The sequence below is a fragment of the Novosphingobium sp. TK71 genome, assembly GCF_055361505.1.
Map to the genome: position 1 here is coordinate 181311 of NZ_CM143962.1, position 13412 is coordinate 194722.

The 13412-nt window shown below is 65.7% G+C and carries 12 protein-coding genes; 8 read left to right on the forward strand and 4 right to left on the reverse strand.

From position 1 onward, the window contains the following. Positions 1 to 10: 10 nt before the first annotated feature. Entirely contained in the window at positions 11 to 1279 is a 1269-nt protein-coding gene (locus ACXJ16_RS00805) for an amidohydrolase family protein (protein WP_054436325.1), read from the forward strand. 95 nt (positions 1280 to 1374) lie between these two features. On the opposite strand, the gene ACXJ16_RS00810 is transcribed toward ACXJ16_RS00805, so the two are convergent. Next, on the reverse strand, positions 1375 to 2052 hold the full coding sequence (locus ACXJ16_RS00810) for an extensin-like domain-containing protein (RefSeq protein ID WP_132469291.1): 678 nt from the start codon (positions 2050 to 2052) through the stop codon (positions 1375 to 1377). A gap of 273 nt (positions 2053 to 2325) precedes the next feature. Between ACXJ16_RS00810 and ACXJ16_RS00815 the strand changes: the two genes are divergently transcribed. The 6 genes from ACXJ16_RS00815 to ACXJ16_RS00840 all read left to right on the forward strand — a co-directional run bounded on the left by ACXJ16_RS00815 (position 2326) and on the right by ACXJ16_RS00840 (position 9629). After that, positions 2326 to 3462: a phosphoserine transaminase gene (locus ACXJ16_RS00815; protein ID WP_054436323.1), complete on the forward strand. Its 1137-nt coding sequence runs from the start codon at positions 2326 to 2328 to the stop codon at positions 3460 to 3462. 106 nt (positions 3463 to 3568) lie between these two features. Continuing rightward, entirely contained in the window at positions 3569 to 5155 is a 1587-nt protein-coding gene (gene serA / locus ACXJ16_RS00820) for a phosphoglycerate dehydrogenase (protein ID WP_054436322.1), read from the forward strand. Between the two features lie 141 nt (positions 5156 to 5296). Continuing rightward, the gene (locus tag ACXJ16_RS00825; protein WP_324696438.1) at positions 5297 to 6439 is read left to right on the forward strand and encodes an ATP phosphoribosyltransferase regulatory subunit; all 1143 of its coding nucleotides are present in this window, start codon (positions 5297 to 5299) and stop codon (positions 6437 to 6439) included. Positions 6440 to 6583: 144 nt separating this feature from the next. Next, positions 6584 to 7873 carry an adenylosuccinate synthase gene (locus tag ACXJ16_RS00830; RefSeq protein WP_054436320.1) on the forward strand — a complete coding sequence of 430 codons (1290 nt, stop codon included), beginning with the start codon at positions 6584 to 6586 and terminating at the stop codon, positions 7871 to 7873. Positions 7874 to 7877: 4 nt separating this feature from the next. Continuing rightward, on the forward strand, positions 7878 to 8378 hold the full coding sequence (locus ACXJ16_RS00835; RefSeq protein ID WP_054436319.1) for a L,D-transpeptidase family protein: 501 nt from the start codon (positions 7878 to 7880) through the stop codon (positions 8376 to 8378). Positions 8379 to 8645: 267 nt separating this feature from the next. Further along, positions 8646 to 9629: a GGDEF domain-containing protein gene (locus tag ACXJ16_RS00840; protein WP_185996861.1), complete on the forward strand. Its 984-nt coding sequence runs from the start codon at positions 8646 to 8648 to the stop codon at positions 9627 to 9629. Between the two features lie 40 nt (positions 9630 to 9669). Here ACXJ16_RS00840 and ACXJ16_RS00845 read toward each other — a convergent pair whose 3' ends face one another. Together ACXJ16_RS00845 and ACXJ16_RS00850 are read right to left on the reverse strand one after the other, a co-directional pair. Next, positions 9670 to 10458 carry a DODA-type extradiol aromatic ring-opening family dioxygenase gene (locus ACXJ16_RS00845; RefSeq protein WP_324696437.1) on the reverse strand — a complete coding sequence of 263 codons (789 nt, stop codon included), beginning with the start codon at positions 10456 to 10458 and terminating at the stop codon, positions 9670 to 9672. A gap of 14 nt (positions 10459 to 10472) precedes the next feature. Then, positions 10473 to 10892, reverse strand: a complete 420-nt coding sequence (locus tag ACXJ16_RS00850) for a DoxX family protein (RefSeq protein WP_324696435.1) — start codon at positions 10890 to 10892, stop codon at positions 10473 to 10475. Between the two features lie 92 nt (positions 10893 to 10984). Here ACXJ16_RS00850 and ACXJ16_RS00855 point away from each other — a divergent pair, with 92 nt between their 5' ends. After that, complete coding sequence (locus ACXJ16_RS00855) at positions 10985 to 11890, forward strand: LysR family transcriptional regulator (RefSeq protein WP_185996863.1); 906 nt, start codon at positions 10985 to 10987, stop codon at positions 11888 to 11890. A 28-nt stretch (positions 11891 to 11918) separates the two neighbouring features. On the opposite strand, the gene ACXJ16_RS00860 is transcribed toward ACXJ16_RS00855, so the two are convergent. Continuing rightward, on the reverse strand, positions 11919 to 13400 hold the full coding sequence (locus ACXJ16_RS00860; RefSeq protein WP_463921007.1) for a Ppx/GppA phosphatase family protein: 1482 nt from the start codon (positions 13398 to 13400) through the stop codon (positions 11919 to 11921). Between the last annotated feature and the right edge of the window lie 12 nt (positions 13401 to 13412).

Below are 13412 nucleotides of genomic sequence, written 5' to 3' on the forward strand. Positions count from 1 at the left end.
AGATAAGGCCATGGCCGATGGCGACACGAAGGAAATGCAGGAATCTGCACGCAAGTACTGGTCCGCTGAGGGCTACACCAAGGGCGGCGTGATCCGCGAGGTTGACTATTCCACCCAGTCTGGCGGGCTTGATCCCTCGCTGGAAGGCATCAAGATCGTCGATACCGATACCCACCTCAGCGAACCGCCGACGCTGTTCACCGACCGCGCGCCGATCGGCCTGAAGAGCAAGATGCCGTTCGTAAAGCGTGATGCCGATGGGGTGGATCGCTGGTACATTGGCGATCGCAACTGCGGTTCGCTGGGCGGCAACGTGATCCGCAAGGACAACAACAAGCTGCTCGGCCGCCTTGCCTTCCCCACGCTGGAAGAAGCACATCCGGGCGGTCACGAAATCGCCCCGCGCCTTCAGGCGATGGATGACATGGGCGTCTATGCGCAGATCTGCTTCCAGAACTCGGGCGTCACCCAGGCGGGCATGCTGATGACGCTGGGCGATGACGATCTGGCCGTGACCATCATGAAGACGTTCAACGATTTCAACGCCGACTATCAGCGTGAATCGGGCGAACGCCTGTTCCCGATGGCGCACCTGCCGTTCTGGAACAAGGCGGAGATGGAGAAGGAAGCCCGTCGCTGCATCGACATGGGCCTGCGCGGCTTCGTGCTGCCCGATACCCCCGAACGCGTCGGCGTGCCCAGCTTCAACCACGAATACTGGACGCCGTTCCTGGAGATGATCGACGCCGAAGGCATCTCGCTCAACTTCCACCTCAACGCCGCGATCGACCCGAACACGCTGACCTGGGAAGGTTTCCAGTTCGAACAGACGCTGTCGGTGGTGGCGACGATGTTCTCGATCGGCAATGCGGCAACGCTGGGCAACTGGATGGTTTCTGGCCGTCTCGATCGCCACCCGAACCTCAAGATCGGTCTGATCGAAAGCGGCATGGGCTGGGTGCCCTTCGCGGTGGAAGCGCTGGAGCACCAGTTCCAGGAAATGCTGCCCAGCAAGCGCAACGTACTGAAGAAGCAGCCCTGGGACTACTTCCGCGATCACTTCATGTGCACTTTCTGGTTCGAAAAGGTGGCGCCCAAGCTGCTGCTGGAAACCATCGGCGTGGGCAACGTGATGTTCGAAACCGACTTCCCGCACCCCACCTCGCTCTATCCGGGCGTGCAGGCACACATCAAGGACGTGCTGGGCGGCTACGACTTCGCCACCAAGAAGAAGGTCCTGCAGGACAACGCGGTGCGCTTCTACAAGCTGCCGTTCTAAGGTTCCGGCAAGACCGGGTTCAGGGAAAAAGGCCGGGGCGAGCAATCGCTCCGGCCTTTTCATTTCCAGTCGTTTCGCGGGGCGGATTGCCGCGTTCAGCGGCAGAAGCTCGCGCCGTCGGCTTCCAGGTGGAAGTGATTGCGGTGAGCCTCGTTGTAGTCCGGCCCCAGCGTCGTGCCGAAGCGCTTGCAGGCGCTTTCGTGCACCGTGCGCAGGAAACGGCGCTCGGCCGGGGTTCCGCCGTTCCAGTCTTCCAGCACGCTGATGCGGCGGCCGTCACCCAGCACGAAGGCGGAAACGTCGATGGCATTGGCTATGGCATGGCCGGAGCGGCGGTTGGTGCCCGCGACATTGCGGCAACTGTAGCTGCCGAAGGTCTCGATCCGCACGATGCGGCTTCCCAGGATCTGTTGCGCGGCCCTGTCCACGCCGTAGCGCGTCCAGGCGGCGAAGGGCGTGGCCGTGGCGCATGTCACCGGGCCGAGGTTGGTGACGGTGATCGTGGCATTGTCGGTGTTGAGCGCGGCCAGCTTGACGGTGCCGAGTGTGGCGCAGCCATTGCCGTAGTATTTGTCCGTCACCTGAGTGAACACCGCGTTCTGGTTGCCGAGTGTCGCCATGCACTGGCGCAGTTCGCGCGTGGGCGGCGTTTCCGGGCGTGACGTGGCCGCTGGACGCGAGCCGCGTCCGCGTGGCGGTTCCGGCCGGTCGATACAGCCGCTGAGGACGGCGATCACGGGCAGGGCGAACAGCAATCGGTGCAGCGATTTCATCATCCGGCTCAAGCATCCGGGCCTTGGGTGAACCGGAGCTTACCCGTGCGGGAAGGGCGCGGGAATCGGGCGGTTCGAAGTTTTCCCCCGAATAACCTCTATGCATGAAACCGGCCTTTTCCGCGCAGCGAACCGCCTCGAAAGCCCGCAATCGGGAAACGATCTGGCGCAAGAGGCCGGAGAATCGTTTGACAAATTTCCCGGCCTCTTTAGACGCGGCGCCGGGCCACGCGGTCCCAACGCCGCGCGAGCTCTCTGTAAGGAGAGTCAGAAATGACTGATATTATTAGCGTTCCCGCGCGCAAACCTGCGCGTCCGCACTTCTCTTCCGGTCCCTGCGCCAAGCCGCCCGGATATGCCCCCGAAAAACTGAACACCGAAGCTCTCGGCCGCTCGCACCGCGCCAAGATCGGCAAGACGCGCCTTGCGTACTGTATCGATCTGATGCGCGAAGTTCTGCAGCTGCCCGATACGCATCGCATCGGTATCGTCCCCGGTTCGGACACCGGCGCCTTCGAGATGGCCATGTGGACCATGCTCGGCGCTCGCGGCGTGACCGCGCTTGCCTGGGAAAGCTTCGGTGAGGGCTGGGTTACCGACGCCGTCAAGCAGCTCAAGCTGGAACCCACCGTGTTCCGCGCCGACTATGGCCAGCTGCCCGACCTCGACAAGATCGACTGGTCCGACGACGTGCTCTTCACCTGGAACGGCACTACCTCGGGCGTGCGCGTTCCGGATGCCAACTGGATCCCGGCAGACCGTGAAGGCCTGTCCTTCGCCGACGCCACTTCGGCAGTTTTCGCCTACGACATCGACTGGTCCAAGATCGACGTTGCCACCTTCTCCTGGCAGAAGGTTCTGGGCGGCGAGGGCGGCCACGGCGTCCTGATCCTCGGCCCCCGCGCGGTCGAGCGTCTGGAGAACTACACCCCGGCCTGGCCGCTTCCCAAGGTGTTCCGGCTTGTGTCGAAGGGCAAGCTGGCAGAAGGCGTGTTCAAGGGCGAAACCATCAACACCCCCTCGATGCTCGCCGTCGAGGATGCGATCTTCGCTCTGGAATGGGCCAAGGGTCTCGGCGGTCTCGAAGGACTGAAGGCCCGTTCGAACGCCAATGCCCACGCGCTGGACAAGATCGTTGCCGAGCGTGACTGGCTTGGCCACCTTGCGGTTGATTCCGGCACGCGTTCGAAGACCTCGGTTTGCCTTACGGTCGAAGGTGCGGATGCAGACTTCATCAAGAAGTTTGCCGCCGTCCTCGAAAAGGAAGGCGCGGCTTACGACGTCGCCGGATACCGCGATGCCCCTGCGGGCCTGCGCATCTGGTGCGGCGCGACCGTGGACACCGCCGACATCGAGGCGCTGGGACCGTGGCTCGACTGGGCCTACGCCACCGTCAAGGCTGCCGCCTGATTTTCAACGTCGTCCCAGCGAAAGCTGGGACCGCTTCCAACCGAGCGCCGCGCTTGCGGCCTGCGATCCCGGCCTGCGCTGGGATGACGAGTGAAGGAAAAATTCCATGACCAAGCCCCGCGTCCTCATTTCGGACAAGATGGACCCCAATGCCGCCCGTATCTTCGAGATCCGTGGCTGCGACGTAGACGTCATCACCGGCGAAACGCCCGAGCAGCTGATCGCCCGCATCGGCGACTATGATGGCCTTGCCATCCGTTCGTCGACCAAGGTCACCAAGGAAATCCTCGCCGCCGCGAAGAACCTGAAGGTGATCGGCCGCGCCGGTATCGGCGTCGACAACGTCGATATCCCGGCCGCTTCGGCCCAGGGCGTCGTGGTGATGAACACCCCGTTCGGCAACTCGATCACCACCGCCGAACACGCCATCGCCATGATCTTTGCACTGGCCCGCCAGATCCCCGAAGCCAACGCCCAGACGCAAGCGGGCCTGTGGCCGAAGAACGGCTTCATGGGCGTTGAAGTCACCGGCAAGACGCTGGGCCTGATCGGTGCCGGCAACATCGGCTCGATCGTCGCCAGCCGCGCGCTGGGCCTGAAGATGAAGGTCGTCGCCTTCGACCCGTTCCTCACCCCGGAACGCGCCGTGGAAATGGGCGTGGAAAAGGCCGATCTCGACACCCTGCTCGAGAAGGCGGACTTCATCACGCTGCACACGCCGCTGACCGACCAGACCCGCAACATCCTCTCGGCCGAGAACCTGGCCAAGACCAAGAAGGGCGTGCGCATCGTCAATTGCGCCCGTGGCGGGTTGATCGACGAAGCCGCGCTGAAGACCATGCTCGACAACGGCCACGTTGCCGGTGCCGCGCTCGACGTGTTCCAGACCGAGCCCGCCAAGGACTCGCCGCTGTTCGGCACGCCGAACTTCATCTGCACTCCGCACCTTGGCGCATCGACCACCGAAGCGCAGGTCAACGTGGCCCTTCAGGTGGCCGAGCAGCTGGCCGACTTCCTGGTCAACGGCGGCGTCACCAACGCGCTCAACATGCCTTCGCTTTCGGCCGAGGAAGCGCCGAAGCTGAAGCCTTACATGAAGCTGGCGGAAATGCTCGGCTCGATGGTTGGCCAGCTGACCCGCGATTCGGTTCCCCGCATCTCGATCCACGTCGAAGGCGCGGCTGCCGAACTGAACCAGAAGCCGATAACCGCCGCCGTGCTGGCCGGTTTCATGCGCGTACAGTCGGACACCGTGAACATGGTCAATGCGCCGTTCCTCGCCAAGGAGCGCGGCCTTGAAGTGCGTGAAGTGAAGACCGAGCGCGAGGGTGACTACCACACGCTGATCCGCGTCTCGGTGAAGACCGAAGCGGGCGAGCGTTCGGTGGCCGGCACGCTGTTCAACAACCGCGAGCCGCGTCTGGTCGAGATGTTCGGCATCAAGGTCGAAGCCGAACTCGCCGGTGACATGATGTACATCGTCAACGAGGACGCGCCGGGCTTCATCGGCCGTATCGGCACCCTGCTGGGCGAAAACGCGATCAACATCGGCACCTTCAACCTCGGTCGCCGCGATACCGGCGGCGAGGCGGTTCTGCTGCTCTCGGTTGACAGCGCCGTGTCGGAAGACGTGCTCAAGGCAGCCACTTCGCTGCCGGGTGTGAAGACCGTGAAGGCGCTCAAGTTCGTCTGATCGGGCGGATTTACAAGCTCCCAACGGAAGGGGCCGGTGCGCAAGTGCCGGCCCCTTTTCCTTTGCGAAAATGTGCCTGAACGGGCTGCTTTCAGCAACCAATCGACAATTCTTCCTCATCCCGCTAAGGCCCCGACCATCATGCAGGACAACGACCGCGATCTCTTGCCCGAAGGACTGGGCGACCGTCTTCCGCAGCAGGCCTGGGCCTCCCAGCAAGTGCGCCGCATGGCGCATGACGTGCTGACCAGCCATGGCTACGAACGCGTCGAGACGCCGCTGATCGAATTCGAAAAGGCGCTCGCCAGCCGCATGGCCGGCGTGCAGGTGCGGCGCATGTTCCGTTTCGTCGATCCGGTGTCGATGAGGATGCTCGCGCTGCGCTCGGACATGACAGCGCAAGTCGCCCGCATCGCCGCCACCGGCCTTGCCGAGGCGCCGCGCCCGCTGCGCCTGTCCTATTCGGGTCAGGTCTGCACCATCAAGGGCGACGGGCTCGACCCGCGCCGCGAACGTCTTCAGCTCGGCGCGGAGCTGATCGGCACCGATTCTGTTGCCGCCGCCGGTGAGATCGTGGAACTGGCGATCGAATCCCTTCGCGCAGCGGGCGCGACCGGGATTTCGGTGGACTTCACGATGCCGGACCTCGTTGACGCGCTGTCGGCGGAAGCGCTGCCGCTGCCCGAGGGCCGGATAGAGGCCGTGCGCCAGATGCTGGACGCCAAGGACGCAGGCGGGCTGGTGGATGTTGGCGGCGAAGCCTATCTGCCACTGCTCTACGCCGTCGGCCCCTTCGCCACCGCGATCGAGCGACTGGCCGCCTTCGATGCCCCGGAGGGTGTCAGCGGCGGCGCGCTGGCCAGCCGGATCGCCGGGCTTCGCGAAATCGCGGCGCGCCTGGGCGACAAGGCGCGCATCACACTCGACCCTTCGGAGCGTCATGGCTTCGAGTACCAGTCGTGGTTCGGCTTCACGATCTATGCCGAGGGTATCTCCGGCAGCCTGGGGCGCGGCGGCACCTATCGCATCCTCGGCCAGACCGGGCACCACCCCGAAGCCGCGACCGGCTTCTCGCTCTATCCGGACCCGCTGGTGGACCTGCTGGCCACCGAGCCGCCAGTGCAGCGCAAGCTGTTCCTGCCGCTGGGGCACGATCCGCGCATCGCCGGGCAGCAGCGCGCGGTGGGCTGGGCCACCGTGGCGGCGCTTTCCGAAAGCGACGATCCGGTCGCGCTGGGCTGTTCGCACCTGTTGGAAGGCGCGGAAGCGATACCGCTGGCCTGAGCGCGCTCTTGACTAGCCGGGGGGCTTGCCCCTAGGGCGCCCAACGAAAAGCCGGGGCGCTTCCGCCCTAATGACAATCCATATCGCCGAGTCCTGTCGAAGGGCGTTATTGGATCCACCGAGGCAGGGTGGAGGAGTATATCCATGGCTAACGTAACCGTGATCGGTGCCCAGTGGGGCGATGAGGGCAAGGGCAAGATCGTCGACTGGCTGGCAAGCCGCGCCGATGCCGTGGTCCGCTTCCAGGGTGGCCACAACGCCGGCCACACGCTGGTCGTGGGCGAGCAGGTCTACAAGCTTTCGCTGCTGCCCTCGGGCATCGTCACCGGCACCCTGTCGATCATCGGCAACGGCGTCGTCCTCGACCCCTGGCACCTCAAGTCGGAAGTCGAGAAGCTGCGCGGCCAGGGCGTGGAGATCAATCCCGATAACTTTGCGATCGCGGACAATTGCCCGCTGATCCTGCCGCTTCACCGCGATCTCGACGGTCTGCGCGAATCGGCTGCCGGTTCGGGCAAGATCGGCACCACCGGACGCGGCATCGGCCCGGCTTACGAGGACAAGGTCGGCCGCCGCGCCATCCGCGTCTGCGATCTTGCGCACCTCGATGCGCTTGAGCCGCAGCTCGACCGTCTCTGCGCCCACCACGACGCACTGCGCGCCGGTTTCGGCCAGCCGCCGGTGGACCGTGAAGCGCTGCTCGCCGAACTGCGCGAGATCGCGCCCTTCGTGCTCCAGTTCTCGCAGCCGGTGTGGAAGCGCCTCAACAAGGTGCGCAAGGCCGGCGCCCGCATCCTGTTCGAAGGCGCGCAGGGCGTGCTGCTCGATGTCGATCACGGCACTTATCCCTTCGTCACCAGCTCGAACACGGTTTCGGGCACGGCGGCTTCGGGTTCGGGCCTCGGTCCTGCGGCGACGGGCTTCGTGCTCGGTATCGTGAAGGCCTACACCACCCGCGTCGGCTCGGGTCCGTTCCCGACCGAGCTGGAAGACGAAACCGGCCAGCGCCTGGGCGAACGCGGCCATGAATTCGGCACCGTCACCGGCCGCAAGCGCCGTTGCGGCTGGTTCGACGCGGTGCTGACCCGCCAGTCCTGCGCGATCTCGGGCGTGACCGGCATCGCTCTCACCAAGCTCGACGTTCTCGACGGCTTCGAGAAGGTGAAGATCTGCACCGGCTACCGCCTCCACGGCAAGGTTCTGGACTATTTCCCGAGCCACGCCGCCGATCAGGCCAATGTCGAGCCGATCTACGAGGAAATGGACGGCTGGCAGGGCACCACCGCCGGCGCCCGTTCCTGGGCCGATCTGCCTGCACAGGCGATCAAGTACATCCAGCGCGTGCAGGAACTGATCGAAACCCCGGTGGCACTGGTTTCGACCAGCCCCGAGCGCGAGGATACCATCCTCGTGCGCGATCCTTTCCAGGACTGATCCGGTGCGGCGCGGGTCCAGACTCGCGCCGCTCCTGCTACTGCTCGGTATCGGCGCCGCCGACGCCGAGCCTGCGCCGCCGCTTCCCGAAATCGACCTGATCCGCGTGCGCAAGGCGGCGCGGTTCATGGAACTCTGGTCCGGCGACCGGCTCGTTCACAGGATCGAGCATATCCAGCTGGGCGACGAGCCGACCGGCCCCAAGCGCTTCGAGGGCGACGAGCGAACCCCCGAGGGGCGCTACGAGATCGACTGGGGCAACCCTGCCAGCGCCTATCACCTCTCGCTCCACATCTCCTATCCCGGCCCGCAGGACCGCGCCTATGCACAGGCGCGCGGGCGTTCGCCGGGCGGGATGATCATGATTCACGGGCAGCCCAACTCCCTGCCGCAAGGCCGGGTGCCGGGCGACTGGACCGATGGGTGCATCGCCGTTTCCAATGACGAGATCGAATTCCTCTGGGAATCGGTCGGCGATGGAACCGCGATAGAGATCCTGCCCTGATCGCGCCGATGCAGCCATTGTGGCTGCGATGTCCGCCCGATTTCGCCCGGGATACGCCGTGTCGAGGCTGTCTTGCGTTTTAAGAAATTTAATCCTGCACTATGGATGTGTACGGGGAATCGGGGAGCCGTTGCCGGGATTCGGCCAGGTGAGGCTCGCGCGCCCTTTCGCGACCGGTTCGCACGGCAGGACTATCTGCCGGGAGCCGGTCTCTGGTTCAACATTGCCACCCTTGCGACGGGGCGGCGCGGTCGGAACGCCTCCTCGATGCTCCCGCAAACCATCCTGAACGACGAGCAGGGCCGCCTTGCCGCCCTGCAGAACCTCGAAGTGCTCGACAGCGAGCCGGAGGAGGCTTTCGAGCATGTCGTCTCTCTGGTGCGGGCCGTGCTTCGCGTGCCGATGGCCGCCGTCACGCTGGTCGATGCCGACCGCCAGTGGTTCAAGGCGCGCAGCGGGCTGGACGTTTCGGAAACGCCGCGCAGTGTCTCGTTCTGCACGCATGCGATCCAGCAGACCGCACCGTTCCTGATCTCCGATGCCCGGCTCGACGCGCGCTTTGCCGACAATCCCTTCGTGGCGACCGAGCCCGGCGTGCGCAGCTATGCCGGTATTCCGCTGCTGACGCCGGAGGGTTACAACGTGGGCGTCCTTTGCGCGATCGACGACAAGGTGCGCGATTTCAACGAAGCCGAAGTGGCGATCCTCTCCAATTTCGCCCGTATAGTCATGAACGAGCTGGAACTGCGCCGCATCGCCGAGCGGGACCAGCTTACCGGGGCGCTGACCCGGCGCGGTTTCGTGGACAAGGCGAAGCAGGAGATGACCCGCTTCCAGCGCTACGGCCGTCCGTGCTGCCTCGTGCTGATCGATCTCGACCACTTCAAGCGGGTGAACGACACGCATGGCCATCCGGCCGGAGACGCGGTCCTGCGCGAAATGGCGGCGACGGTGGTCGGCTCGACGCGGCCGGTCGATTTCCTCGGCAGGCTCGGCGGCGAGGAGTTTGCCGTTCTCCTGCCGGAAACCGAACCGTCCGATGCTCTTGCGGCGGTGGAGCGTTTTCGGGAGACGCTTGCCGCCCGTGACATTACGCTGCCGGGCGGCGGCACGATCCGTGTCACGGCCAGCTTCGGCATCGCCCCGCTGAATGCGGCGATCGCCAGTGTCGAGGACTGGCTCGCGGCGGCAGATGGGCCGCTTTACGCCGCGAAGCGGGGCGGACGGAACCGCTGCGAGCTCTTGCATTGAGGACAGGCAGGGGTCTGGCCCCTGCCTGTCCCGATGTTTCTCAATCGAACCGGAACGCCGAGATCGCCGTCTTGAGCACGATATCGGAGTAGACTTTTTCCCCGGCGCCCTGTGCGGCACCTGCAGCCACCATCAGCGGCAGCAGGTGTTCCTCGCGCGGGTGCGAGAACCGCCCTCCGGGAGCATCCGCCCAGCGCGACAGGGCCTTGGCCCGGTCATCCGGTCCGGCTTCGGCAGCCTCGGTCAGCCACTCGTCGAATGCCAGCGAAGGTGCGGTCGAGGCCGGATTGCCGTAGCCGCGCATGTTGTGGAAGCTCATGCCCGATCCCAGGATCAGCACGCCTTCGTCGCGCAGCGGGGCGAGGGCCTGCCCGGCGGCGAGGTGCATTGCCGGATTGAGCGAACGGTCCAGCGACATCTCCACGACAGGGACATCCGCAGCGGGCCACGCCACCTTCAGTGGAACGAACACCCCGTGGTCGTACCCGCGCTGCGGATCGGCGGCTGCCGCGAAGCCGGCCTCGCGCAGGAGCTGGCTCGCGCGGGCTGCCAGCCAGGGTGAGCCGGGGGCATCGAAGCGCAGCTCGTAAGTGTGCTGCGGAAAGCCGTAGTAATCATAAAGCAGCGCGGGTCGCTCGGCGCCGGTGAAGGCGAAGCCGTGCGTTTCCCAGTGCCCGGACACCACGAGGATCGCCTTGGGCGCTTCGGGCAGGCGGGCGGGCAGGCCGCGCAGGAACTCGGCCATCGTTTCCCAGTTGCCTTGCGGGTCCGGCATGAAGAAGCAGGGGCCGCCGCCGTGGGGAATGAAGAAGCTGGGTTGGCGGGTCATGGTGCGTGTTCCTTTCAGCGCCGCGTGGGGATCAGTGCGTGGGCACCGTCTCCGATCAGGGCGAGGACGAAGAGGGTGATCGACCAGAAGGCGGGATATTCCCAGCCGCCACCCTTGGAATCGAAGAAGAAGCCGTTGGCTCCATGCACCATCACGATGGTGCCGAGCAGCAGCGGGATCAAGGCCAGCGCAACGACGCGGGCGTAGATGCCCAGGATCAGCGCAAGGCCGCCGAGAAGTTCGGCCGCCATCGTCACATAGGCAAGGCCGCCGGGAAGGCCGAGACTGCCAAAGAACGCGGCGGTTCCGGCAGGCGTGAAGACGAACAGCTTGAGCGCGAAATGGGCGAGGAACACTGTGCCGAGCGCCACGCGCAGGACGAAGGCGCCGTAAGGTGCGGTCTGGGGGGAGGGGATCGTCGAAGGCTGGTTCATGGGGGGGCTTCCTTTCGAGAGCCGATCTAGACCTTCTCCTGATTGGTGATAATCATGCAGTTTGTTGAATGACTTTTTATCACAGGTGTTGAATGGACCGGCTGAAGGGCATCGAGGTTTTCGTCAAGGCGATCCGTCTGGGCGGCCTTTCGGCAGCGGCGCGCGATCTCTCGATGTCTCCGGCGATGGCGGCCAAGCACCTCAATGCGCTGGAACAGCGCCTCGGCGCGACCCTGGCGAACCGCACGACGCGCCGCCTTGCGCTTACCGAAGTGGGGGCTGCCTATCTCGACAAGGCCGAGCGCGTGCTGGCGGAACTGGAGGATGCCGATGCGGAGGCCATGGCCCAGTCCGCGGCGGTGGAGGGGCTGCTGCGCGTCTCGGGGCCGGCCGCTTTCGGCAGCGCCTACCTCGTCGATCTCGTCACCGCGTTCCACGAACGCCATCCTGCCGTCACCGTGGAACTGGGGCTGAACGACCGTGTGGTCGACCTGCTGGAGGAGCGTTGGGATGTCGCGGTGCGCATCGGCCGACTGGCGGACAGCAATCTCGTCGCCCGCAAGCTCGCGCCCGTGCGGATGGCGATCTGTGCTTCGCCCGCCTATCTCGAAAGGCGCGGGACGCCGCATTCGCTGGACGATCTGGCAGGGCATGACTGCCTCGGCTACACGCTGGGCAACGAGACCGGCACCACGCGCTGGGGCTTCGGCCGGGACGGCAGCCGCGCGGTGGCGGTGCGCGGCTCGCTCCATGCGAACAACGGGCAGGTTCTTGCCCAGGCGGCGGTGGCGGGCATGGGCCTCGTCTACGGCCCGCGCTTCTTCGTGGACCGCGCCATAGGCGATGGGCGACTGGTGGAACTGGACCTGGGAGCGGAACTGCTGGATCTCGGCGCCGTTCACGCCGTCACGCACCGGACGCGGCGCCCTGCGGCCAAGACCCGCGCGTGGATCGATTTCCTTGTGCAGAGACTGCCGGCCATGGCGCAGGACTGGTAGTTCGGCAGCCGCTGCGATCGTTCCACCGTCAATCGATCAGGACGTTGCCCTCTGGATCATGGACCGTCGCCGCCAGCCCCAGCCATTCGGACAGCGACTTGTGGTCTTTGGCGACGCCCGGGCTGTAGAGCGGGCGCATGGAATCGCCGAGTGTAAGGATCAGCTTTCCGTCTTCGCTGCGGATTGAACTGCGCGCGAGGCCCTGCGCGGTGCAGCCGGTCAGGCGGCGGCAGAGGCGCACGGCAAGGCCCCAGCCGATTGCGCGGTCAAGGTCTTCCTGAACGGCGAGCCGGGTGAACTGCTCGGGCACTTCGGTCTGGCCGGAATTGGCGAAGACGGTCATCGCCATCATCCCGCGCCCGTGCATGTCGAGGCCGATCCAGCGTTTGCGCAGAGCCCAGGTCATGGCTTCCTCGGTGCGCAGGTTCGGTTCGGTGCGCATGGCGGCGAGGGCGAGCAGGCCGGAAGCCTGCCGCAACTGGCGATCCTGCGGCTCTTCGCGGCAGACCGGCGCGGTCCAGCGGGCGAGGGCCATGGCATCCTCGGCGGTGACGCGGGCCGAGGCGGAGAAGCCGGCAACGCTGGCCAGCATCGGGTCCTGCGCCTGGATTTCGGCCGGAAGCTGGGCGTGAAGCAGCCCCTCGCGCAGGCCCCAGGATGAAAACACCAGCTTGGAGGGTTCCAGCCGGGTAATAACCTCGACCATCAGCGCGGCGGCGTCCGGCAGGCTGGCGAGGCGTGAACCGGAGATGCGCGGATCGACGTCGTTCAGCTTGCCCTTCGCGAAGATGCGGGCGAGGCGCAGGGCCTCTGCCGCTTCCAGCTCGAAGCCGTGCGGATCGTCCACCGGGAAGTCGAGCGCGCGCATGGCCTGAAGCGCCAGCGCACGCCAGGAACCGCCGACGATATAGAGCGGCTGTCCGCGGCCCTTGTTCCATCCCGCCTTCTGGAGGCGGCTTTGCACGGTTTCGGAAAACGCTGCCTCGCCGGCTGCGCGAAGGTCCGGCAGGCGCAGGGTGCCGAGCGGGAGAGTGATGCCGCCGTTGCTCACGCCATCGGCGATCTCCACCAGTTCGAGGCTGCCGCCGCCAAGATCGGCCGCGATGCCGCGAGCGCCGGGGAAGGCCGCGATCACGCCGGTGGCGCTGGCGCGGGCTTCCTCCTCGCCCGAAAGCAGGCGGGGTTCGAGCCCGAGCTGGCGCACGGCGTCAAGGAATTCCTTGCCGTTCGAAGCGTCCCGCGCCGCGGCGGTCGCCACGCATTCGACATCCTTCACATCCAGCAGGCGGAGTAGCCCGGCAAACCGGCCAAGCGCGACGAGCGCGGTCTTCATCGCCTTTTCGGAGATCGCCCTGGTCTTCCCGAGATCGCGCCCGAGCCGGGCGTTCACTTTCTCGTTCAGGACGACGACCGGCGCACGGGGCGGCCCGTTGTATACGACGAGGCGCACCGTGTTCGAGCCGATGTCGATGATGGCGCGCTTTTCGCTGCTGTGGCTGATGCCGATCATTCCGTTCAGACG

Coding starts and splice junctions, on each gene's coding strand:
- ACXJ16_RS00815 (WP_054436323.1), top strand. CDS start 2,326: ATGACTGATATTATTAGCGTTCCCGCGCGCAAACCTGCGCGTCCGCAC.
- ACXJ16_RS00810 (WP_132469291.1), bottom strand. CDS start 2,052: ATGAAATCGCTGCACCGATTGCTGTTCGCCCTGCCCGTGATCGCCGTC.
- ACXJ16_RS00840 (WP_185996861.1), top strand. CDS start 8,646: ATGCTCCCGCAAACCATCCTGAACGACGAGCAGGGCCGCCTTGCCGCC.
- ACXJ16_RS00805 (WP_054436325.1), top strand. CDS start 11: ATGGCCGATGGCGACACGAAGGAAATGCAGGAATCTGCACGCAAGTAC.
- ACXJ16_RS00855 (WP_185996863.1), top strand. CDS start 10,985: ATGGACCGGCTGAAGGGCATCGAGGTTTTCGTCAAGGCGATCCGTCTG.
- ACXJ16_RS00845 (WP_324696437.1), bottom strand. CDS start 10,458: ATGACCCGCCAACCCAGCTTCTTCATTCCCCACGGCGGCGGCCCCTGC.
- ACXJ16_RS00830 (WP_054436320.1), top strand. CDS start 6,584: ATGGCTAACGTAACCGTGATCGGTGCCCAGTGGGGCGATGAGGGCAAG.
- ACXJ16_RS00850 (WP_324696435.1), bottom strand. CDS start 10,892: ATGAACCAGCCTTCGACGATCCCCTCCCCCCAGACCGCACCTTACGGC.
- serA (WP_054436322.1), top strand. CDS start 3,569: ATGACCAAGCCCCGCGTCCTCATTTCGGACAAGATGGACCCCAATGCC.
- ACXJ16_RS00825 (WP_324696438.1), top strand. CDS start 5,297: ATGCAGGACAACGACCGCGATCTCTTGCCCGAAGGACTGGGCGACCGT.
- ACXJ16_RS00860 (WP_463921007.1), bottom strand. CDS start 13,400: ATGATCGGCATCAGCCACAGCAGCGAAAAGCGCGCCATCATCGACATC.